Source organism: Faecalibacterium taiwanense (genome assembly GCF_036632915.2).
GTDB lineage: Bacteria > Bacillota > Clostridia > Oscillospirales > Ruminococcaceae > Faecalibacterium > Faecalibacterium taiwanense.
The window spans coordinates 1,974,727-1,995,990 of sequence record NZ_CP155552.1 but is presented as its reverse complement, the minus strand read 5'-3'; the positions used below and the strand labels follow the sequence as shown (position 1 = coordinate 1,995,990).

Annotated in this window: 16 protein-coding genes and 5 tRNA genes; 12 read left to right on the top strand and 9 right to left on the bottom strand. The window is 58.8% G+C overall.

What is annotated here, in order from left to right; all coding sequences use genetic code 11:
- Positions 1-88: 88 nt before the first annotated feature.
- Positions 89-2,119 carry an FAD-binding protein gene (locus tag PXT33_RS09890; protein WP_332376446.1) on the bottom strand — a complete coding sequence of 677 codons (2,031 nt, stop codon included), beginning with the start codon at positions 2,117-2,119 and terminating at the stop codon, positions 89-91.
- Between the two features lie 160 nt (positions 2,120-2,279).
- On the opposite strand from PXT33_RS09890, the gene PXT33_RS09885 reads away from it, so the two are divergent.
- Positions 2,280-3,203, top strand: a complete 924-nt coding sequence (locus PXT33_RS09885) for a LysR family transcriptional regulator (protein WP_332376445.1) — start codon at positions 2,280-2,282, stop codon at positions 3,201-3,203.
- 213 nt (positions 3,204-3,416) lie between these two features.
- On the opposite strand, the gene PXT33_RS09880 is transcribed toward PXT33_RS09885, so the two are convergent.
- From PXT33_RS09880 to PXT33_RS09870, 3 genes are read right to left on the bottom strand one after another with little or no spacing between them, the layout of a single operon-like run.
- Positions 3,417-5,228, bottom strand: coding sequence for an ABC transporter ATP-binding protein (locus PXT33_RS09880; RefSeq protein ID WP_332376444.1), 1,812 nt, complete (start codon positions 5,226-5,228; stop codon positions 3,417-3,419).
- 1 nt (position 5,229) lies between these two features.
- Entirely contained in the window at positions 5,230-7,536 is a 2,307-nt protein-coding gene (locus PXT33_RS09875; RefSeq protein WP_332376443.1) for an ABC transporter ATP-binding protein, read from the bottom strand.
- Positions 7,533-8,039, bottom strand: coding sequence for a MarR family transcriptional regulator (locus PXT33_RS09870; RefSeq protein WP_332376441.1), 507 nt, complete (start codon positions 8,037-8,039; stop codon positions 7,533-7,535). Before PXT33_RS09870 ends, PXT33_RS09875 begins: the two co-directional genes overlap by 4 nt.
- 202 nt (positions 8,040-8,241) lie before the next feature.
- On the opposite strand from PXT33_RS09870, the gene PXT33_RS09865 reads away from it, so the two are divergent.
- Together PXT33_RS09865 and PXT33_RS09860 are read left to right on the top strand one after the other, a co-directional pair.
- Entirely contained in the window at positions 8,242-9,225 is a 984-nt protein-coding gene (locus PXT33_RS09865; protein ID WP_332376440.1) for a Na/Pi symporter, read from the top strand.
- Positions 9,226-9,305: 80 nt separating this feature from the next.
- Entirely contained in the window at positions 9,306-9,962 is a 657-nt protein-coding gene (locus PXT33_RS09860; RefSeq protein WP_097775336.1) for a sortase, read from the top strand.
- An 82-nt stretch (positions 9,963-10,044) separates the two neighbouring features.
- On the opposite strand, the gene gltA is transcribed toward PXT33_RS09860, so the two are convergent.
- Together gltA and PXT33_RS09850 are read right to left on the bottom strand one after the other, a co-directional pair.
- A complete protein-coding gene (gene gltA, locus PXT33_RS09855; RefSeq protein WP_005945766.1) occupies positions 10,045-11,439 on the bottom strand; it encodes an NADPH-dependent glutamate synthase in 1,395 nt (464 codons plus the stop codon).
- A gap of 1 nt (position 11,440) precedes the next feature.
- Positions 11,441-12,283 (bottom strand): sulfide/dihydroorotate dehydrogenase-like FAD/NAD-binding protein, encoded by an 843-nt coding sequence (locus PXT33_RS09850; RefSeq protein ID WP_044954207.1) that lies wholly within the window; start codon positions 12,281-12,283, stop codon positions 11,441-11,443.
- Positions 12,284-12,624: 341 nt separating this feature from the next.
- Here PXT33_RS09850 and PXT33_RS09845 point away from each other — a divergent pair.
- The 5 genes from PXT33_RS09845 to PXT33_RS09825 all read left to right on the top strand — a co-directional run bounded on the left by PXT33_RS09845 (position 12,625) and on the right by PXT33_RS09825 (position 13,210).
- Positions 12,625-12,700: transfer RNA gene (locus tag PXT33_RS09845), tRNA-Gly, on the top strand.
- A 6-nt stretch (positions 12,701-12,706) separates the two neighbouring features.
- Positions 12,707-12,782, top strand: a tRNA-Val gene (locus PXT33_RS09840).
- A 3-nt stretch (positions 12,783-12,785) separates the two neighbouring features.
- Positions 12,786-12,859 (top strand) — tRNA-Asp (locus tag PXT33_RS09835).
- Between the two features lie 169 nt (positions 12,860-13,028).
- Positions 13,029-13,104 (top strand) — tRNA-Phe (locus PXT33_RS09830).
- Positions 13,105-13,134: 30 nt separating this feature from the next.
- Positions 13,135-13,210 (top strand) — tRNA-Gly (locus tag PXT33_RS09825).
- A 192-nt stretch (positions 13,211-13,402) separates the two neighbouring features.
- On the opposite strand, the gene PXT33_RS09820 is transcribed toward PXT33_RS09825, so the two are convergent.
- Entirely contained in the window at positions 13,403-14,392 is a 990-nt protein-coding gene (locus PXT33_RS09820; RefSeq protein WP_294712139.1) for a nucleoid-associated protein, read from the bottom strand.
- Between the two features lie 143 nt (positions 14,393-14,535).
- On the opposite strand from PXT33_RS09820, the gene PXT33_RS09815 reads away from it, so the two are divergent.
- Positions 14,536-14,913 carry a PH domain-containing protein gene (locus PXT33_RS09815; RefSeq protein WP_097775338.1) on the top strand — a complete coding sequence of 126 codons (378 nt, stop codon included), beginning with the start codon at positions 14,536-14,538 and terminating at the stop codon, positions 14,911-14,913.
- An 83-nt stretch (positions 14,914-14,996) separates the two neighbouring features.
- Here the strand turns inward: PXT33_RS09815 and PXT33_RS09810 are convergent, their stop codons facing one another.
- On the bottom strand, positions 14,997-16,160 hold the full coding sequence (locus PXT33_RS09810; RefSeq protein ID WP_223389634.1) for a sugar MFS transporter: 1,164 nt from the start codon (positions 16,158-16,160) through the stop codon (positions 14,997-14,999).
- 170 nt (positions 16,161-16,330) lie between these two features.
- Between PXT33_RS09810 and PXT33_RS09805 the strand changes: the two genes are divergently transcribed.
- Genes PXT33_RS09805 through PXT33_RS09795 form a run of 3 tightly spaced genes read left to right on the top strand, consistent with a single transcriptional unit; the run spans position 16,331 to position 20,022 of the window.
- Positions 16,331-17,320: an AraC family transcriptional regulator gene (locus tag PXT33_RS09805; RefSeq protein ID WP_082210877.1), complete on the top strand. Its 990-nt coding sequence runs from the start codon at positions 16,331-16,333 to the stop codon at positions 17,318-17,320.
- An 18-nt stretch (positions 17,321-17,338) separates the two neighbouring features.
- Entirely contained in the window at positions 17,339-17,524 is a 186-nt protein-coding gene (locus PXT33_RS09800) for a hypothetical protein (RefSeq protein ID WP_179860489.1), read from the top strand.
- Positions 17,525-17,541: 17 nt separating this feature from the next.
- Positions 17,542-20,022, top strand: a complete 2,481-nt coding sequence (locus PXT33_RS09795) for an excinuclease ABC subunit UvrA (RefSeq protein ID WP_097775341.1) — start codon at positions 17,542-17,544, stop codon at positions 20,020-20,022.
- Positions 20,023-20,081: 59 nt separating this feature from the next.
- Here the strand turns inward: PXT33_RS09795 and PXT33_RS09790 are convergent, their stop codons facing one another.
- Positions 20,082-21,170, bottom strand: coding sequence for a sugar kinase (locus PXT33_RS09790; RefSeq protein WP_154260472.1), 1,089 nt, complete (start codon positions 21,168-21,170; stop codon positions 20,082-20,084).
- Positions 21,171-21,264 lie beyond the last annotated feature (94 nt).

Genomic DNA, 21,264 nt, shown 5'->3' with positions numbered 1-21,264 from the left:
AGAGGCGGCCCCAAACAGGGACCGCCTCTCTTCATGAAGAAAGAAGAAATGGAAAAACGCTTAAGTTGTGCTGGAAAACCGCGCTGGATCAGGCGTTATCCAGACCCGCCATCTGCTTGACGGCCTTCATGGCGAAGGTCAGGGTGCGGCCCATGGCCACACCAGCCATCAGGCAGGGGTAGTTGTTGGCAAAGAAGCTGCCGGACATATCACCGGTGATATACAGGCCCTCCATGGGCTGGTTGTTGTTGTCCAGCGCCTGACCCTTTTCGTTGATGGCAATGCCCTGCTCGGTGGTCAGCAGAGAAGCACCCAGCCAGCAGCCGTAGAAGGGCGCAGTGCGGATGGCACTCAGGCGGTAAGCGGGCTTGCCGAAATCCTCGTCGTTCTGCTTGTCGTACAGCTCATTGTAGCGCTCCACGGTAGCAAGGAAGGTGTCCTTGGCAGCACCGGTAAAGCCCATCTTGTCGGCCAGCTCGTCCAGCGTATCGCACTTGAACAATGCACCGGCCTCAATAGCCTCGTCCATCTTACCCTGAATGTACTTCTCGCCGCCGTTGCGGGTCTGGGCAGAGCAGCCGATGGTGTGGAAACGCTTTGCGTCCTCCAGAATGTTGGCATCGCAGATCTGTGCGTAGACGCGGCCCGGCTGGTGGGCAGCAGCGTAGACGATATCGTTGTAGGGGCAGCTCTCGTTGGCAAAGCGCTCGCCGTTGCGGTTCACCTTCAGGAAGGGCTGGGTACCGGGGTTGTACTGGCGGATCTTGCCGGGGAAGGCCTTGCCGCCAAAGGCAGTGTCGCTATCCACATAGCCGCCATCCACGCCGGGGGCAACAACGCCGCGGTCAAACAGCATGGGAGCGGCTTCCTTGTCCAGATTGGCACCGGCCCATACAGCAGCGCGGATGCCGTAGCCCTTGTCGGCGGGGGAGTAGGAGCAGGCGGTGGTCACGCTGGTGCCAAGCGGGTCCAGCTGCTCCATCATGTAGGGGTTGCCGGGGAAACCGCCGCAGGCCAGCAGCACGCCCTTGTTGGCGTTGTAGCGGATAAAGTGGTCATCTTCGGTGCTCTGGGCGATGATGCCGGTAATGCGGCCCTCGCTGTTCTTTTCCAGCTTGGCCAGACTGGTCTTGAAGTCCACATCGTAGCCCAGCTCCTGAATGTACTGCAGCAGCAGCTCGTTGCGGGCCAGACCAGATGCGCTTTCGCTGGCCATGTAGTTATGCTCCTGCACAGGGAAGAGGTAGTCGGTATTGTGCTCAGCATTCTCTGTGGGCCATGCAGCCTCGCTGCCGGAGGTGAAATCGCACACCCAGCCGTACTTATCTTCCAGAATGCTGCGCATGAAGTCGTGCATAGCGGCAGACTCATTGATCCAGGTCTTGACGACGCGCTGGTCACACTTACCGGAGGCGTAGCGGGAGATCTCGCTCAGCAGCTTGGCGCGGTCGGCGGGCTTTTCACCGGCCTCCTTGGCGGCAGCGGAGTCGATAGCGCCGTACCAGTGGCGGGTGTCCTGTACGTTGGCGTTCTGCTCAATAACGCGGAAATTCAGGCCGTTCGCAGCTGCATAGGCGGCAGCAAACATACCGCCGTTGCCTGCACCCACAATGAGGATGTCGGTGTCCACGGTCTCAGTGATGGCAGTCTCGTCGATATCAGGCTCTTTGCCCAGCCAGTCGTTTGCGTCGCCTGTGGGCAGCTGCACGCTGGACACCACGGCCTCACCCTTTGCCTGTGCGTAGCAGCTCTTGGCAGCCTTCATCACGGCATCGGAGGTGATGGTAGAGCCGGAAACGCCGTCGATCTCGGCAGAACCGGCAGCCATCAGCTGCTCACGCAGCTCATCGGCAGCGGCAGCGCCGAAAGAAGCGGTCTCGCCGGAGGTGTCCACCACCACGTCGGTGACAGCGCTGTCAGAGAAGGTCATGGTGACCTTGACGGTGGAGGAGATGCCCTCGGCGGTGCCCTCGTAGGTGCCGGGGATGTACTGACCGGCAGCACCGGAGGCAGTGGAGCTGGAGGCGGAATTGCAGGCAGCCAGTGCGCCGGCAGTGACACCGCTCATGGCGGCGGCAGCGGCGATCTTCAGAAAGCCCTTGCGGGAAATCTTTTTCATAGGTACGCTCTCTTTCTCTTTTCTCTTCTTATCGTGCAGCAGGGTAAAAACCACTTTGCTGAATCTTTAACAATTGTAGCGTAGAGTGACGCACTTTACAATTCAATTATGTTATATTATAATTTAGGAAATCCTAATGTAAGAAAGCGAGGATGCGCAGATGAACCAGAGTGCACTGGAAGGATTTGTGAAGATCGTAGAGATGGACAGTTTTTCGGCAGCAGCAGAGGCACTGTATCTTTCGCAGTCGGCGCTTTCGCAGCAGATCCGCACGCTGGAAGGGCAACTGCAGTTTGAACTGTTCCAGCATGTACCGCGCCGGGTGATCCTGACCCCGGCAGGCCGGGACTTTTACCCCAAGGCAAAGCAGTTGACGGCCTTATATCAGGAGGCAGTGCGCCATGCCCGTGCGGTACAGCAGCAGGAAAATCCGCCGGAACGGCATCTGGTCATTGCATGGAGCCATGAGGCGATGCGGATGTTCGGGTACGACCTGTTTTCTCTGACGAACGAGCTGTGTCTGCAATACACGTCTATTATGATGCAGTGCGCCAGTCGCAGCGAGGTCTGGCGCAGTCTGAAAAAAGGGGACGCGGACCTTTCTTTCCAGTTGGAAAGTGCGGAATTTTACGCGCAGGGGTTCACTTTCATCCCGCTGCTTTATGCGCCGGAGCTGTGCATTCCCATCCACCCGCCCGCCGATATGCCGGTGGGCAGGCTGAGTCTGGAGCAGGCGCTGCAATACCGCTGGCTGCCCGTCAAAGAGATGTACCAGACCGTCTACGAGACCAGCCTGCTGCAGGAGGGGCTGGAGCGCGGAGTGAACTTTACGCCGGTGGGCGGCATCCGCAGCGCATCCTATGGGGATCCTGCGCTCAAGATGGTTCCTGCAGTCTATTACCGCAGACCGGATCTCAGCTTTGCGCGGGTGCTGGACTGGGGCAGGGGACACCGGTTCGGCATCGTGCTGGGACAAAAGCGCGGGGACCCGTTGGTGATGGCCTATGTCCGCGCGGTGCAGCAGCTGCTGCCGTCCCTCTCGGAAAAGCTGTTCGGCCTGAAGCTGGAAGCGGTGGAGGAATAAAGAAAAAAGAAAACCCTCTCAGGCGCATTCGCGCCAGCTCTCCCGAAGGGAGAGCTCTATTGCAGCTGACCGGTAACTGCTGAAAAGCTCCCCCTCTCGGGGGAGCTGGCATCGCGTAGCGATGACTGAGAGGGTAAACAAATAGCACCTGCTGCCTTCCTTTCCGAAGGCAGCAGGTGCTCTTTTTGTGCTTATACTGCGATGACGGGCAGCTTACTCCACCACGTCCTCGAACTGGCTGTTGTACAGGTCGGCGTAGAAGCCGCCTGCTTCGATCAGCTGGTCGTGGGTGCCCTGCTCCACAATATCGCCATCTCGCATCACAAGGATGAGGTCGGCATCCCGGATGGTGGAAAGACGGTGTGCGATCACAAAGCTGGTGCGGCCCTCCATCAGGCGGTCCATGGCGGTTTGGATGCGCTGCTCGGTGCGGGTATCCACACTGCTGGTGGCCTCGTCCAAAATCAGGATGCGGTTATCTGCCAGAATGGTGCGGGCGATGGTGAGCAGCTGCTTCTGGCCCTGACTCACGTTGGAAGCGTCCTCGTTCAGCTCCATCTGGTAGCCGCCGGGCAGGGTGCGGATAAAGTGGTCAGCGTTGGCAGCCTTGGCGGCGGCGATCACTTCTTCGTCGGTAGCATCCAGACGGCCATAGCGGATGTTCTCCATGATGGTGCCCTTGAACAGCCATGTGTCCTGCAGCACCATGCCGAAGCCCTCGCGCAGAGCGCTGCGGTCAAAGTCACGCACATCGTGGCCATTCAGGGTGATGGAACCGGAATCCACATCATAGAAGCGCATGAGCAGCTTGACCATGGTAGTTTTGCCCGCGCCGGTAGGGCCGACGATAGCCACCTTCTGGCCGGGCTTGACCTCACAGCTGAAATCGTGGATGATGGTCTTGTCCGGGGTGTAGCCGAAGCGGACATGACTGAATGTCACCTGACCGTTGATGCAGGCAGGGTCGGCCCGGCGGGCCGGGTCTGCCTGCTGATCCTCTTCCGGCTCGTTCAGAAACTCGAACACCCGCTCAGCGGCAGCGGCCATGCTCTGCAGCATGTTGGACACCTGAGAAAGCTGCTGGATGGGCTGGGTGAAGTTCTTGACGTACTGGATGAAGGCCTGAATGTCGCCGATGGTAATGGTGCCGTTTGCCGCAAAAATGCTGCCCACGATGGCCACTGCCACGTAGCCCAGATTGCCCACAAAGTTCATAATGGGCATCATCAGGCCGGAGAGAAACTGGCTCTTCCATGCGGATTCGTACAGCTTATTGTTGGCGGCGTTGAAGTCGTTCAGCACCACGGCCTCGCGGTTGAAGGCTTTGACCACGTTGTGGCCGGAGTAGACTTCTTCCACCTGACCGTTCACAACGCCCAGAATGGCCTGCTGGGCCTTGAAGTATTTCTGGCTGAACTTGACCACGATGAGCACCAGCACCAGCGAGACCGGCAGGATCAGCAGGGCGATCAGGGTCATCTTCGGGCTGATGGACAGCATCATGACCAGCACGCCGATCATGGTGGTCACACTGGTGATGAGCTGGGTGATGCTCTGGTTCAGGCTCTGGCCCAGCGTGTCCACATCGTTGGTGATGCGGGACAGCACCTCGCCCACGGTGCGCTTTTCAAAGTAGGCAAGGGGCAGGCGGTTGATCTTTTCGCTGATCTGCTTGCGGAAGTCGTAGCAGACTTTCTGGGAAAGGCCGGTCATGAGCCAGCCCTGAATAAAGCTGAAGGCGCTGCTCAGCAGGTACATGCCCAGCAAAAACAGCAGGATGCGGCCGATATACACAAAGTCGATGCTGCCGGTGCCGCGCAGCTTGGCGATCCAGCCGGTGGCAAGAGCCGTGGTGGCCTTTGCCAGCACCTTAGGGCCTGCAATATTGAAGATGGTAGAAAGAATGGCAAATACAATGGCGGTAACGAGCGAAAGGCGGTAGCGGCCAAGGTTGCGCACAAGCTGCAGCAGGGTGCCCTTGAAGTCCTTGGCGCGTTCGGTCGTCATGCGTCCGGGTCTTGGCATATCACTCACCCTCCTTTTCGGTATTCAGAGATTTGAGGTCCAGCTCCTTCTGGCTCAGCTGGCTGCGGGCGATCTCCTGATACTCCGGGCAGGAAGCCATCAGCTGGGCATGGGTGCCCTTGCCCACCAGGCGGCCTTCGTCCAGCACCAGGATCTGGTTTGCGTGCAGCACAGTGGAGATGCGCTGTGCCACAATGATAACGGTAGCGTTATCGGTCTGGGCTTTCAGTGCACGGCGCAGGGCAACATCGGTCTTAAAGTCGAGGGCAGAAAAGCTGTCGTCGAACAGATAAATTTTGGGGTCCTTGGCAATGGCGCGTGCAATGGAAAGGCGCTGCTTCTGGCCGCCGGACACATTGGAGCCGCCCTGTGCAATGGGGCTTTGGTAGCCCTCGGGCTTTGCGTCGATGAACTCGGTGGCCTGCGCAATGGCAGCAGCCTTTTTCACATCGGCATCGGTGATGTGCTCCCCGCCGAACTTCAGGTTCGAGTCGATGGTGCCGCTGAACAGCACGCCCTTCTGGGGCACATAGCCCAGCAGGTCGTGCAGCTGTGCCTGCGGCATATTGCGCACATCGATGCCATCCACGGTCACGCTGCCGCCGGTGACATCATAAAAGCGGGGGATGAGGTTGAGCAGGGTAGATTTGCCACAGCCGGTGGAGCCGATGATGGCGGTGGTCTCGCCGGGCTTTGCGGTAAAGCTGATGTGCTCCAGCGCATCGCTGTCCGCACCCGGGAAGCGGAAGCTCACATCGTGGAACTCTACCTCACCCTGCCAGTTTTCGTGCTCCTGCGCGGGCTTTGCAGCAGCTTCGTCCGGGTCGTTGATGGTGGCCCTGGTGCGGATCACCTCGTCGATGCGCTCCGCAGCCACACCGGCGCGGGGCAGCATGACGGCCACCATGGCCAGCATCAGGAAGGACATGACGATCTGCATGGTGTAGGTGATGAATGCGATCATCTCGCCCACCTGCATGGTGCCGTTGTCCATGGCCTTGCCGCCGAACCAGACGATCAGCAGGCTGGTGCCGTTCATGATGAGGGTCATAAAGGGCATCATGGCAACCATGGCACGGTTGGTGAACAGCTGGGTGCTCATCAGGTCTTTGTTGGCCTTGTCGAAGCGCGCCTCCTCAAACTTTTCACGGCTGAAGGCACGCACCGGCATGATGCCGGTCAGAATCTCGCGGCTGACGAGGTTCAACCGGTCCACCAGCTTCTGCATGATCTTGAACTTGGGCATGGCCACACTCATCAGGAAGAGGATGAGCAACAGCAGAACGGCCACATCCAGCACGATGATCCAGGAAAGGCCGGTGCTGCTGTTCAGCACATGCAGCACGCCGCCAATGCCCAGAATGGGCGCATAGGCCACCATGCGCAGCAGCATGACGCAGACGAACTGCACCTGCTGGATGTCGTTGGTGGTGCGGGTGATGAGAGATGCGGTGGAAAAATTCTCGATCTCTGCATTGGAGAACCCGATGACGCTGGCAAAGGTCTCACGGCGCAGGTCACGGCCAATGGCGGCGGACACACGGGAGGCGAGGAAGCCCACCGCAATGGACACAGCCACCATCAGCAAAGTCAGGCCCAGCATCTGGCCGCCTACGCGGTAAAGGTAGCGCATCTGCACATCGTGGGCAATGCCCTGTGCCTCGTATTCCAGCTGCACCAGCAGCATGGACTGGCTTTTGAGGTTCTCAATCAGGGTATCATCCAGACTGGCAAAAGCACCGGCCAGCTGCTGCTGGACAGCTTCGCGGGTGAAGCCGGGCATCTGGCTCATAGCGGCAAACTGGGCGCATACGGCGTCCAGATCTTCGGCAGTGGGGGTGACGGTCTCGCTATCCGTGGTGGTGCTCTCAGAGGATGCCGCCTGCATGTCAGCAAGGCCGGTCATGCCCATGGTGTCCTGCCCGGCGGGGGCGTTCGCTGCCTGCGCGGCGGCCATATACAGCACGATGTCCGGCGTGGTGACGGCATCCTCCAGCGCGGTGCGCTCGTCATCGGTCAGGTCGGTGCGCAGCTTCAGCACGCCGTTGTCCTGAAGATAATACCCGTAGGCGTTCTGGAGCGCATCGGCGTCCTCTTCGCTCATCAAAAGCGTGAGGGCATCCAGCGTGCTCTGGCGTATCGTTTCCGGCAGGGGGCTTTCAATGCCGCCCTGCTGGATGCCGGTGTCCACGATCCTGCTGGTGTAGTCCGGCAGCGAAAGATCGCAGTACGCCTGCACGAACAGCAGCGAGAACACCACAAGACAGACGGCCCAGTGCCGGGCCAGCTGCTTGAAAATTTTCGTCATAGTTCGGTTCTCCCTTCGTTGTTTTTTGCTTCACGGGAAGCGTTTTCCGCAAGGATGGCGTCCATCAGTGCGCCGCGCAAAGTATTCATCTGCTGCACCTGCTCCGGTGTCAGCCGGGCCATCACGCAGGCAAAATAATCGCTGAGGGCATCCTCACACCGGGCACAGGCGGCGTAGCCCTCCGGCGTGATGCGCACCAGCGTTTTGCGCCGGTCAGCCGGGTCCGCTTCGCGCAGAACAAGGCCGTCCTGTTCCAGCTGGCGCAGGCTGCGGCTGATGGCCGGCAGCGGCTGGTGTGCCTCCCGGGCAAAATCGGAAACATACACCGTTCCGTTCTGCCCGCGGGTACTGATCGTGTGAGCCAGACCCTCCAGCATGGGAAAGTGGCACTTGGGACAGCCCCGCAGAGCCGCCTTCATGCCGGCCCGGGATGCCTTGCTCAGCCGTCCGAAAAAATGGCACAGACCGTGAAAGCTCGCGGCGGCTTCGGTCTCGTTCAACATTCTATCCCTCCTCATTGCAAAATGCTTAACAGCTGTTAACTATTAACGCCTGACAATAGTATTCCTCCGGCACCCAGAATGCAAGGGCAGTTTAGGATAATTTTAAAAAAGTTCACAAAAAGGGGAGGGCGGCAGAAAGCCTGAACCGCCCGGCAGCTGCATAAATAGAATAAGAAACGTTTCTGCGGGAGGGGCGGCGGCAGTGGAACAGAACCTGACAAGAATTTTTACACTTTTTGGCGGCTTGGCACTGTTTTTATACGGCATGGATGCGCTCAGCCACAGTCTGGAAACAGCGGCAGGCAGCCGCCTGAAAAGCCTGCTGGCCGCTGTGACCGGCAGCCCGGTGCGGGGCGTGCTGGCGGGGGCTGCGGTCACGGCAGTGTTGCAAAGCAGCTCGGCAGTCACGGTGATGGTGCTGGGCTTTGTAAGTGCGGGCCTGCTGACCCTGCGGCAGGCGGTCCCGGTGATCTTTGGCTGCAACATCGGAACGACCATTACCGCACAGCTGCTGGCCTTCCGGCTGGAAGACGTGCGCGGCCTTGTGCTGCTGGCCGGGCTGCTGCTCTGCTTTGCCTGTGCAGGGCGGAAGGGCCGGGCTATTGGCCGGGCGGTGTTCGCCTTTGGCCTGCTGTTCGAGGGCATTGCCGATATGGGCACTGCTATGGAACCGCTGGCGCAAAACCCGGTGTTCGTGCACTGGCTGGGTCGGGTGCGGCAGCACCCATGGCTGGGGCTTCTGGCGGGGCTTGGCATGACCCTGACAGTGCAGAGCAGCTCGGCTACCATTGCCTTGCTGCAGAACTTTGCAGCCCGCCCCGGGCTGGACGGCAGCAGTCTGTTGGGTCTTGCGGGTGCGCTGCCGGTGCTGCTGGGCGATAACATCGGCACCACCATCACGGCAGTGCTGGCATCCTTGAGCGCAAGCCGGGACGCAAAGCGGGTGGCTGCGGCCCATGCAGTGTTCAATCTGACCGGCGCGGCGGTGTTCTGCGCCGGTCTGCCGTTGTATGTGCGGCTGACGGCTGCACTTTCGCCCAAAGGGCCGGAGCTTGCCGTGATCGCCCGGCAGATCGCCAATGCGCACACCTTGTTCAATGTGGTGTGCACGCTGGTGTGGCTGCCGCTGACCCCACTGATGGTGCGGTTTGTGTGCCGCCTTGTGCCGGACCGGGCAGTGCGGTAAGTTTTTACTGGACAAACATACCAATTGCGCATATACTGAAAGGGATGAAACCTACCGCGGAACAAAAAGGAAACATTGCTATGCGACAGAAAATCGGAAGAGTGTGTATGGTGCTGGGCGCGCTGCTGATCCTTGCGGCAGCAGCCCTGCTGGCCTATAACAAGTGGGATGCATCCCGTGCAGACAAGGCCTCGCAGGAGGTGCTGGGCGAGCTGGAGCAGACCCTGAACGCTGCCATTGAGGAAAAGGCAAAATCGGATACCGTGGCGCTGCAGCCGGAGCTGGACCCCACGCAGGAAATGACCGTGACCGAACTGAACGGCTGGGATTACATCGGCTATCTGTCCATTCCGTCCATCGGGCTGGAACTGCCGGTGATGAGCCAGTGGAGCTATGCGGGCCTGAAAATCGCACCGGGCCGTTACTCCGGTTCCACCTATGCGGATAACATGGTGGTCTGCGCCCACAACTATGCAAAGCATTTCAGCCCCATCAAGTGGCTGACCGAGGGCGCGCAGGTCTATTTTACGGATATGGACGGTATGCGCTGGACCTACGAGGTCTCCTATGTGGAAAACCTGCAGCCCACGCAAATTGAGGAAATGACCGAAAAGACGGAGGAGTCCGATGAATGGGATCTGACCCTCTTTACCTGTACCACCGGCGGCAGCGCCCGGTGCGCTGTGCGGTGCGTGCGGACGGGCTATCCGGCGCTCACAACGGAGACCGCAGAATAAGATGCAAAAAATCCCCTGTGCGCTGGCACAGGGGATTTTTCATATCCGGTATTCAGTGGGCGGTGCCCACCTTCACAGGGGATTACTTGCTCTGAATGTACTCGTCAATGGCCTTTGCAGCAGCTTTGCCTGCGCCCATGGCCTTAATGACGGTGGCTGCGCCGGTCACGGCATCGCCGCCGGCGTACACACCATCGCGGCTGGTTTTGCCGTCGTCGCCGTCGGTAACGATGCAGCCGTGCTTGTTGGTTTCCAGACCCGGGGTGGTGGAGCGGATCAGCGGGTTGGGGCTGGTGCCCAGACTCATAATGACCGTGTCCACATCCAGCTCGAACTCGCTGCCCTTCTTTTCGATGGGGCGGCGGCGGCCGGAAGCATCCGGCTCGCCCAGCTCCATCTCAATGCAGGTGATGGACTTGACAAAGCCCTCGTCGTTGGCGTGGATCTCCACAGGGTTGCACAGGGTCTTGAAGATGATGCCCTCTTCCTCGGCGTGCTCCACCTCTTCCTTACGGGCGGGCAGCTCAGCCATGCCGCGGCGGTAGACGATGTACACGGTCTCGGCACCCAGACGCAGGGCGCTGCGGGCAGCGTCCATAGCCACGTTGCCGCCGCCCACAACGGCGACCTTTTTGCCGGTGCGGATGGGGGTCTTGCTGGTGGGCAGATAAGCCTTCATCAGGTTGGAGCGGGTCAGGAACTCGTTGGCAGAGTAGACACCCTTCAGGCTCTCGCCGGGGATGCCCATGAAGCGGGGCAGACCGGCACCGGAGCCTACAAACACGGCCTCGTAGCCGTACTCGTCCATCAGCTCGTCGATGGTGAGCACCTTGCCAATGACCATATTGCACTCAAAATCAACGCCCATCTTCTTCAGGCCGTCGATCTCCTGCTGCACGATGGCCTTGGGCAGACGGAACTCAGGGATGCCGTACATCAGCACGCCGCCGGCCACATGCAGGGCCTCGTAAACGGTGACCTTGTAGCCAAGCTTTGCCAGATCGCCTGCGGCGGTCAGGCCGGCAGGGCCTGCGCCGATGATGGCCACCTTGTGGCCGTTCCATTCGGGCACGATGGGGGCGGTGTGCACATTCTCACGGTGCCAGTCGGCAACAAAGCGCTCCAGGCGGCCGATACCCACCGGCTCGTTCTTGATGCCGCGGGTGCACTTGCCCTCGCACTGGCTCTCCTGCGGGCATACACGGCCGCAGACAGCGGGCAGGGAAGAGGAGCGGTTGATCACCTGATAAGCGGCTTCAAAGTCGCCCTCGGCCACATGGCCGATGAACTCGGGGATATCGATGCCCACAGGGCAGCCGGTCTGGCAGGGTTTGTTCTTGCAGTGCACGCAGCGCTTTGCTTCGTTCACGGCCATTTCTTCGGTGTAGCCCAGAGCAACTTCCTTAAAGTTCTTGTTGCGCACATTGGGGTCCTGCGTAGGCATGGGGCACTTCTTCGGGTCCATATTGAAAGCCATCTTATTTTACCTCCTGATTGAGCAGATTGCATGCCGCTTCACGGGCGTGTGCCTCAAACGGGCGGTACATGGTGCCGCGGGCCATTGCCTCATCAAAATCCACCAGATCGCCGTCAAAGTCGGGGCCGTCCACGCAGGCGAACTTGGTCTCGCCGCCAACGGTCAGGCGGCAGCCGCCGCACATGCCGGTGCCGTCGATCATGATGGGGTTCATGGAAACGATGCTCTTCAGGCCATGCTTCTGGCAGGTCTTGACCACGAACTTCATCATGATCAGCGGGCCAATGGTGATGACCAGATCGTACTGGTTGCCGGCGGCCACCAGCTCGTCCAGTGCAGCGGTAACAACACCCTTGGTGCCATAGCTGCCGTCGTCGGTCATAATGCGCAGCTCGTCGCTGCAGGCTTTGAACTCGTCCTCAAGGATCAGCAGGTCCTTATTGCGGAAGCCCACCACGCTGTGCACCACACAGCCCTGCTCGTGCAGCTCACGGGCAATGGGCAGAGCGATGGCGCAGCCTACGCCGCCGCCCACGACACATACCTTCTTCAGGCCTTCCACCTCGGTGGCGCGGCCCAGCGGGCCTACAAAGTCGTGGACACTCTGGCCCACCTGCAGGCTGTTCAGCTCCATCGTGGTACCGCCCACGATCTGGAAAATGATATCCACAGTGCCCTTTTCGCGGTCGTAACCGGCCACGGTCAGGGGGATGCGCTCGCTGTCCTCAAACGGGCGCACAATGATAAACTGGCCCGGCTTTGCCTTTTTGGCGATCAGCGGGGCTTCAATGACCATCTTCGTCACGGTGGGATTCAGCGCGACTTTTTCAGTGATCTTATACATTGTGTTTGCTCCTTTATGCTGGCTTTTCCTATTTCTGCGCACGAAAACGCGCCTGTATGCCCTCAGCGGCATAACAGACGCAGCTCTTACAGGCGACAAAATGACACTTTCCATTATAATAGTTTACAAAAGGGAAAGCAAATCAATTTTCTTCGTGTATGTCATGGCAAACTTGAATGATGACACAGGTAAAGCCCGCAAAAGTGAAGTCTTTTGAATACAGACAGGCGGGTTTCCAACTTTTTTGCAGAAAATGCAAATTTGTGGTTGACAATTTCCGGGCGGTACGGTATAATAATCAGCGTCGCCGGTAAACAGTCCGGCACAAACACATGGAATGTGCGGCCGTAGCTCATCTGGTAGAGCGCCACCTTGCCAAGGTGGAGGTAGCGAGTTCGAGCCTCGTCGGCCGCTCCATTTTGTGGAAGTTTAGCTCAGCTGGGAGAGCATCTGCCTTACAAGCAGAGGGTCAGCGGTTCGAGCCCGTTAACTTCCACCATTTGGCCCGGTAGCTCAGTTGGTTAGAGCACCAGCCTGTCACGCTGGGGGTCGTCGGTTCGAGCCCGATCCGGGTCGCTTCGTCGAAAGTCCTGCAGTTCATCGGGCGGTCTTGCAAGCAAGACTGCCGTGATGAACGCCAGACTTTCTCCTCTTCCCCACAAAATCTTGCTTCGCAAGCTTTCGCGGGGGCCCCGAAATTCGCGAGAATCGCTCGGGAGGGTGCAGGGATAATTGCACCGCTTATGCCTCTGTAGCTCAGTCGGTAGAGCAGGGGACTGAAAATCCCCGTGTCATTGGTTCGATTCCGATCGGAGGCACCAGCTAAGGAAATCCAGCAGGGTTTCCAATATGCGGCCGTAGCTCATCTGGTAGAGCGCCACCTTGCCAAGGTGGAGGTAGCGAGTTCGAGCCTCGTCGGCCGCTCCAATACGAAGCCATCGTTGATGCAGAAATGCAAAAACGATGGCTTTTTTGTTGTTTCCCGTTACGGCTCCTTCCTGTGAAAAAAGAAAAGCCGGAAAATCCGCAGATTTTTCGGCTTTTGCAAATATGAAAATAATGATTCCGCTGATATTGTCGGAGCGCAATCTGTGCGCGGAGACAATTTTAAATCGTTTCTTACAGGATCACATTTTTAATGAGCAGCGAAATGCTGCCGTCGTCGCTGTGCAGAAACTCTACTTCATTTTCCGAGTTCAGCAGCTCGGTGGGGATCTTCACCTCAATGCCGTTGGCGGTGTGGATGCTGTGGCTCTCCATGCGGCGGATGCGCGCAGGGGTCACGGTCACGGGCTGCTCAGGCGCTTCCAGCACATCACTCTTTTCCACATAATCATCAAAGGGCACGGCGGCAAGGGGATATTCCTCTTCCAACTGCTGACGCACCTGCTGGATGGATACCTGATTGTCGTTGTCTGCGGCCTGATTGGCGATCAGCATCGCGACCTGAGCCTCTACGTGGGGCTGATCTGCGTAGTTTTCCTGCACGGCCTGCACGGCGGCTTCCTGAATGGCCTGCAGCTTTTTCTTTTCCGGCTGGGCGGTGGTGTACTGGAACACTACCGTGGAAAGGTAAAAATCCTTGTGGCCGTCGATGTCGAACTTTTTTTCCAGCAGCTTCATGGAGTAGTCGGTCAGATTGACAAGGGCACCTTCCTCCACCTTGCCGCTCTGGCTGGGCAGGCAGGCCCGCTGCTGTATGATGGAGTTCACCGGGGCACCCTCCACATTCTCGGTGTAGTGGGTGTAGCCGTTTTTGTAGTTCAGCTTCAGGATGCCCAGCCACGGCTCGCCATCGCGGGTAAAATCCACCACGGCAAGGTCTGCCCCCGGAATGGTGGTGTGCGCGTGCATGTAGTCGAACAGAACGCCCGCGATGCGGCAGGAGAGGTCCACAAAATCGTGGTTGTGCTCCAGCTCGTTTTTAAAGGCGGAATCCGGCAGCGGGCGGCACTGGCGGATATCGTCGCTGGCAAGCAGCTTTTCGATGTGGTACTGGAAATAGGCGGTCTTTTCGGCGGTCATTTCCATGCCGCTTCCGCTGAGTACAGGCGCATCCATGGTGGTGTCCAGCACGTGCAGAATGGCCTGATGAATGATGATCTCCATGGGAGTTACCTCGTTTTTATAAGAATCTCTTTGGCATACAGTATAGCACAGCCCGGCCCAAAAGGCGAGAGCACATCTTGTAAACCGTCTGCAGGAATGCTACAATAAGGGCAGAAAACCACGCAGGAAAGGGGACAAAAACCATGGAATTCCGTGATAAGCCAATGGAAAACCTCATCCGCCTTCAGGAAAAGGACATCTGCAAAAATGCCCGCGCGCTGCTGCTGGACGGTGAGAGCATCGTGGGTGCCTACAAGACGGTGCGCGATCAGGTGATCTTTACCACCCACCGCATCATCATGGTGGATATGCAGGGCGTTACTGGAACCCGGCAGCAGATCTTTGTGCTGCCGTACCGCAAGGTGCTGCACTTCGGGATCCAGACGGCAGGCTTTGGCGACCCGGTGCAGGCATCGCAGCTGACCGTCTGCTTTGCGGACGCACACGAGGCAAAGTTCGGCTTTATCGGCCAGCAGGAACTGTTTGCGGTCGCTAACGCCATCAGCCGGTGCATCCTGTAAATAACTCCTTTAAAACAGCAGGCTCCCCGCCCGAGACCGGACAGGGAGCCTTTTGCTGTATATGAAATAGGAGAATGGCAGAATTAGCAGCGGCTTGTTTTGCGCACCAGCTGTTCGTGCATGAATACCATGAGCACCAGCAGTGCCAGCAGGTAAAAAGGGAACAGTGCCGGAGTGATGTTGTTTGCCAGCAGGCCGAACAGCGGCGGCATGGCCAGATTGCCCAAATAGGCGCTTGCCATCTGGATGCCGATGACCGCCTGCGATCTGTCCGCGCCGAAGTGTTCCGGCGTGGAGTGGATGATGCTGGGATAGATGGGCGCACAGCCCAGCCCTACCAGAACAAGACCGCTCAGGGCAAGGATCTGCGGCCCGGGCAGCAGCAGAGCCAGCACCCCTGCGGCCAGAATGCACTGACCCATGCGGATCATCTGCGTATCGTTGAATTTCAGGGTCAAAAAGCCGCAGGCGGCGCGCCCGGCAGTGATGCCGATGTAGAACAGGCTGGCAAAGCTGGCGGCAGTGCCGGCGGCAACGCCTTTCGTCAGTGTGAGGTAGCTGCTGGCCCACAGACCGGCCGTGGTCTCCAATGCACAGTAGCAGAAGAAGCACAGCATCACCTCTCTGGCACCTGGCAGACGGAATACCTGTCCAAGGCTCAACGCCTGCGTCGAAGCAGTTTCGGTGTCGGTGCCTGCAGTACGGCTCTGCCATAGCGGCAAACTGAAAAAGAGCACTGCGCTCAGCAGGATCTGGAACAGGGCAATGTACCGGTAGCCGGATGTCCACGGCCCGCCGGCTGCCAGCACCCGGCCCATGACCATGGGGCTGATCATGGTGCCGATGCCCCACATGCAGTGCAGCCAGCTCATGTGGCGGCTTTTATAATGTAAGGCAACATAGTTGTTCAGGGCCGCGTCCACGCTGCCTGCACCCAGCCCATAGGGCACGGCCCACAGGCACAGCATCCAGAACTGTGTGGAGACCGAAAAGCCGAACAGCGCGGCAGTTGTCATGGCCACACTGAGGGCGGTCACTTTTCCGGTGCCCAGCGCACGGGTGAGCCGGTCGCTGTTCAGGCTGGAAACAATGGTGCCAAAGGAGATGATCATGGAGATCAGCCCCGCATAGGACACCGGCACACCGAGCACCGGATACATGGAGGGCCACGCCGACCCCAGCAGGGAATCCGGCAGGCCCAGACTGATGAACGAGATGTAAATGATCGGAAGCAGAAGCTGTACCATAAATCTTGAGTTCCTCCGGGAAGCGTGTTATACTTGCAATGCATCTTGTACTTTGCTGATGTAATAATATCACACATCGGAGCGGAATATTAGGATAAAAACGCCCGATTGATACAACAAAACCGGCGCGGATGCGGATGTGCACCTTGACGGAAAGGAGATGGCTGATCGTGGCATTTCACACCAGCTGTGCAGCAGCGGGCGGGCTCAACTGCCTGCCGGATGTTGTGGCGGATGACGAGGGCAGGGAACTGGTGCAGCACGGCAGCGCACTGTTTCCTATTGCCTGCTATGAAGAGGACCTCAAAAGCTACTCGGTAGCATGGCATTGGCATGAAGAGTTTGAATACATCCTTGCCGTAAAAGGCCCGCTGGCGGTGGACGTGAGCAAAGCCCGGCTGGTTTTGCAGACCGGGCAGGGCGTGTTTGTCAATTCCGGAGTGTTCCATGCGGTGGAGCAGGCTGAGACCGGGGATGCCCTGCTGCATTCCGGGGTATTCCATCCACGCCTGATCGGCGGCATGGATACCATCTTCTGGCAAAAGCTCGTACACCCGCTGCTTCAGCCGGGAGCACCGGCGTTCTTTCTGTTGGACGAGGCAGACGACGGGCAGAAGGCCGTGCTCTGCCATTTGCGGGAAGTCTGGGACGCAGTGGCCCAAGAGGTCTTTGACTATGAGAATCAGGCGCGGTACCATCTTTCGGCGGCGGTGCATCTGCTGGGAATGCAGTGCGAGGGTGGAAAAACAAAGGTCTCTCAGCAGGAGCAGATCGCGGCCCAGCGCATGAAACAGATGCTGCGTTTTGTGGAAGAGCATTATGCTGAGGAACTGAACGTGGAGCGCATTTCCGACTGCGTGGCCCTGAGTGAGAGCGCCTGCCTGCGCAGCTTCCGGCAGCTGCTGGGGATCACACCCATCCAGTATGTCAAGCAGTACCGCATTGAAAAGGCCGCCGAGCTGCTGCTTTCCACCAGCATGAAGATCGGCGAGATCGGTGCCGACTGCGGCTTTTCGGATACCAGCTACTTTACAAAGACCTTCCGGGAGATCAAGCACTGCACGCCCAGAGAGTACCGTCAGAAGTTTGCAGGAAGAGAGCAGTCTCTTTCAAGGCGGGACGGCGGCAGAGCCAGTGCACCGGCTGAAACAGCGTTATAAAAAGGAGAATCGGAAACAATGCAGCGTAGTTTGACCAAAGGCCCCATCACCGGCAGCATTTTGCTGTTTGCTCTGCCGCTGATGCTGGCCTATCTGCTTTCGGCTACGCCGCTGGGTGTTACCGGCATCTGGCTCAGCGTGCCCATCGGCTGGGCGCTGGCAGATGCCATTGGCATTGGATACTATTTAAAAAAGAAGCAGTGACAGCAGGGGAAGAGAAGATGGTCGACCATATCAGGATCCGCGGCGCGCGGGTGCACAACCTGAAAAACGTGAATGTGGATGTGCCGTTGGGCAAAATCGTGGGTGTGGCGGGTGTGTCCGGTTCGGGCAAGTCCAGCCTTGCGCTGGGCGTGCTTTACGCCGAAGGCTCCCGCCGGTATCTGGACGCACTTTCCACCTATACGCGCCGCCGCATGACGCAGGCGGCAAAGGCATCGGTGGACGAAGTGCTGTATGTTCCGGCTGCACTGGCACTGCATCAGCGGCCCGCTGTGCCGGGCATCCGCAGCACCTTTGGTACCGGCACGGAACTGCTGAACAGTCTGCGCCTGATGTTCTCCCGTCTTTCCAGCTATCCCTGCCCGCAGTGCGGCCGCTGGCTGGAACCCAGCCTTGCCGTGGCGGCAGAAAAGCCGCTGCTCTGCCCGCAGTGCGGTGCCAGCGTGCGCGCGCTTTCCGCTGAAGAATTTGCCTTCAACAGTCAGGGTGCCTGCCGCACCTGCAGCGGTACCGGCATGGTGATGACCGTGGACGAGAGCACCCTTGTGCCGGACGATTCTCTTACGATCGACGAAGGTGCTGTGGCCCCGTGGAAGAGCCTGATGTGGTCGCTGATGGTGGATATCTGCCGGGAGATGGGCGTGCGCACCGATGTGCCCTTCCGCGACCTGACCGACCGGGAAAAGGATATCGTTTTCCATGGCCCGGCGGAGAAAAAGCACATTTTTTATCATAACAAAAATTCCAATCAGGCCGGGGAGCTGGATTTTACCTATTTCAATGCCACCTATACCGTGGAGAACGCCCTCTCCAAGGTCAAGGATGAAAAGGGCATGAAGCGGGTGGAAAAGTTCCTGCGGCAAGGCATCTGCCCGGACTGCGGCGGCACCCGGCTGTGTAATGCGGCTCGTACCCCAAAGCTGCGGGGCATCACGCTGGACAAGGCTTGTCAGATGACTCTTGTGCAGCTTACCGATTGGGTGGCGGGTGTACCGGACAGTCTGCCAGAAGAGATGCGGCCCATGGCCCGCAATATCTGCGAATCCTTCCAGACGGCAGCGGCACGGCTGCTCTCGCTGGGCCTTGGCTACCTGACGCTGGACCGCTCCGCTTCCACTCTTTCCACCGGTGAGCGCCAGCGGATGCAGCTGGCCCGTGCAGTGCGCAACCGTACCACCGGTGTGCTCTATGTGCTGGACGAACCGTCTATCGGCCTGCATCCTTCTAACATTGAAGGCCTGACCGATGTGATGCACGACCTTGTGGCCGACGGCAACTCGGTGGTGCTGGTGGATCACGATACCCAAATTTTAAAGGAAGCTGACTGGCTGATCGAGATGGGGCCGGAAGCCGGTGCAAAGGGTGGACATGTGATCGCGCAGGGCAGCATTCCGAAAATTGAACAGAACGCGGCTTCTCAGATCGGCCCGTTTCTTGCAGGCAGGGCGGGGGTGAACGCCCGGCCTCATGTGCCGGAAAATGAACTGTTTGCACAGGGCCGCATCCATCTGGAAACCTCGGCCATCCATACTGTGAAGCCGCTGGAACTGGAACTGCCTAAGGGGCGGCTGACCGTGGTTACGGGTGTGTCCGGCAGCGGCAAGACCACCCTGATTTTGGAAAGCCTGGTCCCGGCCTTGCAGGCAAAGGTGAACGGCACAGCCCTGCCAGCGCATGTGAAAAGCGTGGAGGCCGAGGAAATCGCGCAGGTGAAGCTGATCGATGCAACGCCCATCGGCATCAATGTGCGCTCCACCGTGGCCACCTATGCCAATGTGCACGATGAGCTGCGCAAGCTGTTTGCCAAAACGCAGGATGCCAAAGACCACGGCTATAAGGCGGGCGATTTCTCCTACAACACCGGTAAGCTGCGGTGCCCCACCTGTGACGGCACCGGCGTCATCAGTTTGGATGTGCAGTTTTTGCCGGATGTAGAAGTGCCCTGCCCGGACTGCGGCGGTTCGCGTTACAGTCGGGAAGCGGCGGCAGTGAAGCTGCCCACGGCGAACGGCGAACCAGCCTCCATGGCCGACCTGATGGACATGGATGTGTCCACTGCATTGGAAGCCTGTGCGGACTGCAAGCTTGTGCGCCAGCGCCTGCAGGTACTGAAAGAATTGGGCCTTGGCTACCTGACCCTTGGCGAGGAGACACCCAGCCTTTCCGGCGGCGAAGCCCAGCGGCTGAAGCTTGCCAGCGAGATGGGCAAGGGGCAGGCAGACAGTGTGTTCGTGTTCGATGAACCCACCATCGGCCTGCATCCGCTGGATGTACAGACCCTGCTGGGCGTGTTCCAGAAGCTGATCGGGAACGGTGCCACCGTGGTGGTCATTGAGCATGATCTGGATGTGATCCGCAATGCGGATTACCTTGTGGATATGGGGCCGGGCGGCGGCGATGCCGGCGGACGCATCGTGGCGGCAGGTACGCCGGAACAGGTAAGACAGAACCCGGAGAGCATCACCGGGCGGTATATCTGATAGAAAAAGCAACGCCCGCCGGGTCTCCCCGGCGGGCGTTCTCTGTACGGCGATAAAACTTACCGCTTAATATCGTAGTTCATATTCATCAGGTTGCGGATAGTGCTCACATCATCGGTGATGTTGGCATCGCCGTGGATGGTGTGCTTGATGGCACTGCTTGCCACCGCAAAGTTGATCATATCCATGGCTCTGTAGTTGTGCAGCATGGCGTAGATCAGGCCGCTGGCAAAGGCATCGCCGCCGCCCACGCGGTCAAGGATATTAAAGGTGAACAGCTTGCTCTCGAAGGTGTGGCCATCGTACCACATGAAGGCCTTCAGGCTGTTCTCGCTGCCGCTGTGCGCATAACGCACATGGCGGGCAATGCACTTGAGGTTGGGATACCGCTCGATGAAGTGCTGGAAAATCTCGTCCTGCTGCTCATAGCTGGGCTGCAGAGGCACGCCGTCCTTCCAGTCGCCCTTGGAGTGGTCGTTCTCATCCTTCCACAGGTGGTACGGCTCAATGCCAAGCAGCACATCCACATAGGGCAGGCACTCGGTGCAGAAATCGCGGGCTTCTTCCCAGCTCCACAGGGTGGAGCGGAAATTGCCGTCGAAGCTGACGGTCAGGCCCTTGTTTTTGGCGACCTTGAGCATATCCAGAATGAGGGTGCGGCAGTTGGGTGCCAGTGCCGGGGTGATGCCGCTCAGGTGCAGCCAGTCGTAGCCGTCCAGCAAAGCATCCAGATCCACCTGCGAGAAATCGTACTCGGTAATGGCACTGTGCTTGCGGTCATAGATGACCTTGGACGGGCGGATGCCGTAGCCGGTCTCCAGATAATAAGTACCCAGACGGTTGGAAGGAGTCTCGTTCGGCTCGGTCAGGATCATAGGGGTGCAGTGCACGTCGTTGGAACGCAGCCAGCGCACGGCGCTCTTGCCCAGACTGTTGTTGGGCACCACGCTGAAGAAGGTGCTGTCCACACCAAGGTTCGCCAGTGCCAGTGCAATGTTGGCCTCGCTGCCGCCGTAGCTGGCCTCAAAGCCGGATGCCATACGGATCTTCTCGTAGTTCGGCGGGGTCAGGCGCAGCATGATCTCACCACAGGTGATGAATTTCTGGCCGGTGGTATCGTTGCCAAGGATCGGGTTGAAATGTTCCATAACGCTCCTCCTGATATTTACAGCTCATCAGAGTTCTGTTAACACATCGTTGTATCCATTATAATCCGGCCCGGATGGGATTGCAAGCACTTCC

Bases quoted from the DNA above. Each gene is read 5' to 3' on its own strand.
- PXT33_RS09890 (WP_332376446.1), bottom strand. From the start codon at position 2,119: ATGAAAAAGATTTCCCGCAAGGGCTTTCTGAAGATCGCCGCTGCCGCC.
- PXT33_RS09885 (WP_332376445.1), top strand. From the start codon at position 2,280: ATGAACCAGAGTGCACTGGAAGGATTTGTGAAGATCGTAGAGATGGAC.
- PXT33_RS09880 (WP_332376444.1), bottom strand. From the start codon at position 5,228: ATGCCAAGACCCGGACGCATGACGACCGAACGCGCCAAGGACTTCAAG.
- PXT33_RS09875 (WP_332376443.1), bottom strand. From the start codon at position 7,536: ATGACGAAAATTTTCAAGCAGCTGGCCCGGCACTGGGCCGTCTGTCTT.
- PXT33_RS09870 (WP_332376441.1), bottom strand. From the start codon at position 8,039: ATGTTGAACGAGACCGAAGCCGCCGCGAGCTTTCACGGTCTGTGCCAT.
- PXT33_RS09860 (WP_097775336.1), top strand. From the start codon at position 9,306: ATGCGACAGAAAATCGGAAGAGTGTGTATGGTGCTGGGCGCGCTGCTG.
- gltA (WP_005945766.1), bottom strand. From the start codon at position 11,439: ATGGCTTTCAATATGGACCCGAAGAAGTGCCCCATGCCTACGCAGGAC.
- PXT33_RS09850 (WP_044954207.1), bottom strand. From the start codon at position 12,283: ATGTATAAGATCACTGAAAAAGTCGCGCTGAATCCCACCGTGACGAAG.
- PXT33_RS09820 (WP_294712139.1), bottom strand. From the start codon at position 14,392: ATGGAGATCATCATTCATCAGGCCATTCTGCACGTGCTGGACACCACC.
- PXT33_RS09815 (WP_097775338.1), top strand. From the start codon at position 14,536: ATGGAATTCCGTGATAAGCCAATGGAAAACCTCATCCGCCTTCAGGAA.
- PXT33_RS09810 (WP_223389634.1), bottom strand. From the start codon at position 16,160: ATGGTACAGCTTCTGCTTCCGATCATTTACATCTCGTTCATCAGTCTG.
- PXT33_RS09800 (WP_179860489.1), top strand. From the start codon at position 17,339: ATGCAGCGTAGTTTGACCAAAGGCCCCATCACCGGCAGCATTTTGCTG.
- PXT33_RS09795 (WP_097775341.1), top strand. From the start codon at position 17,542: ATGGTCGACCATATCAGGATCCGCGGCGCGCGGGTGCACAACCTGAAA.
- PXT33_RS09790 (WP_154260472.1), bottom strand. From the start codon at position 21,170: ATGGAACATTTCAACCCGATCCTTGGCAACGATACCACCGGCCAGAAA.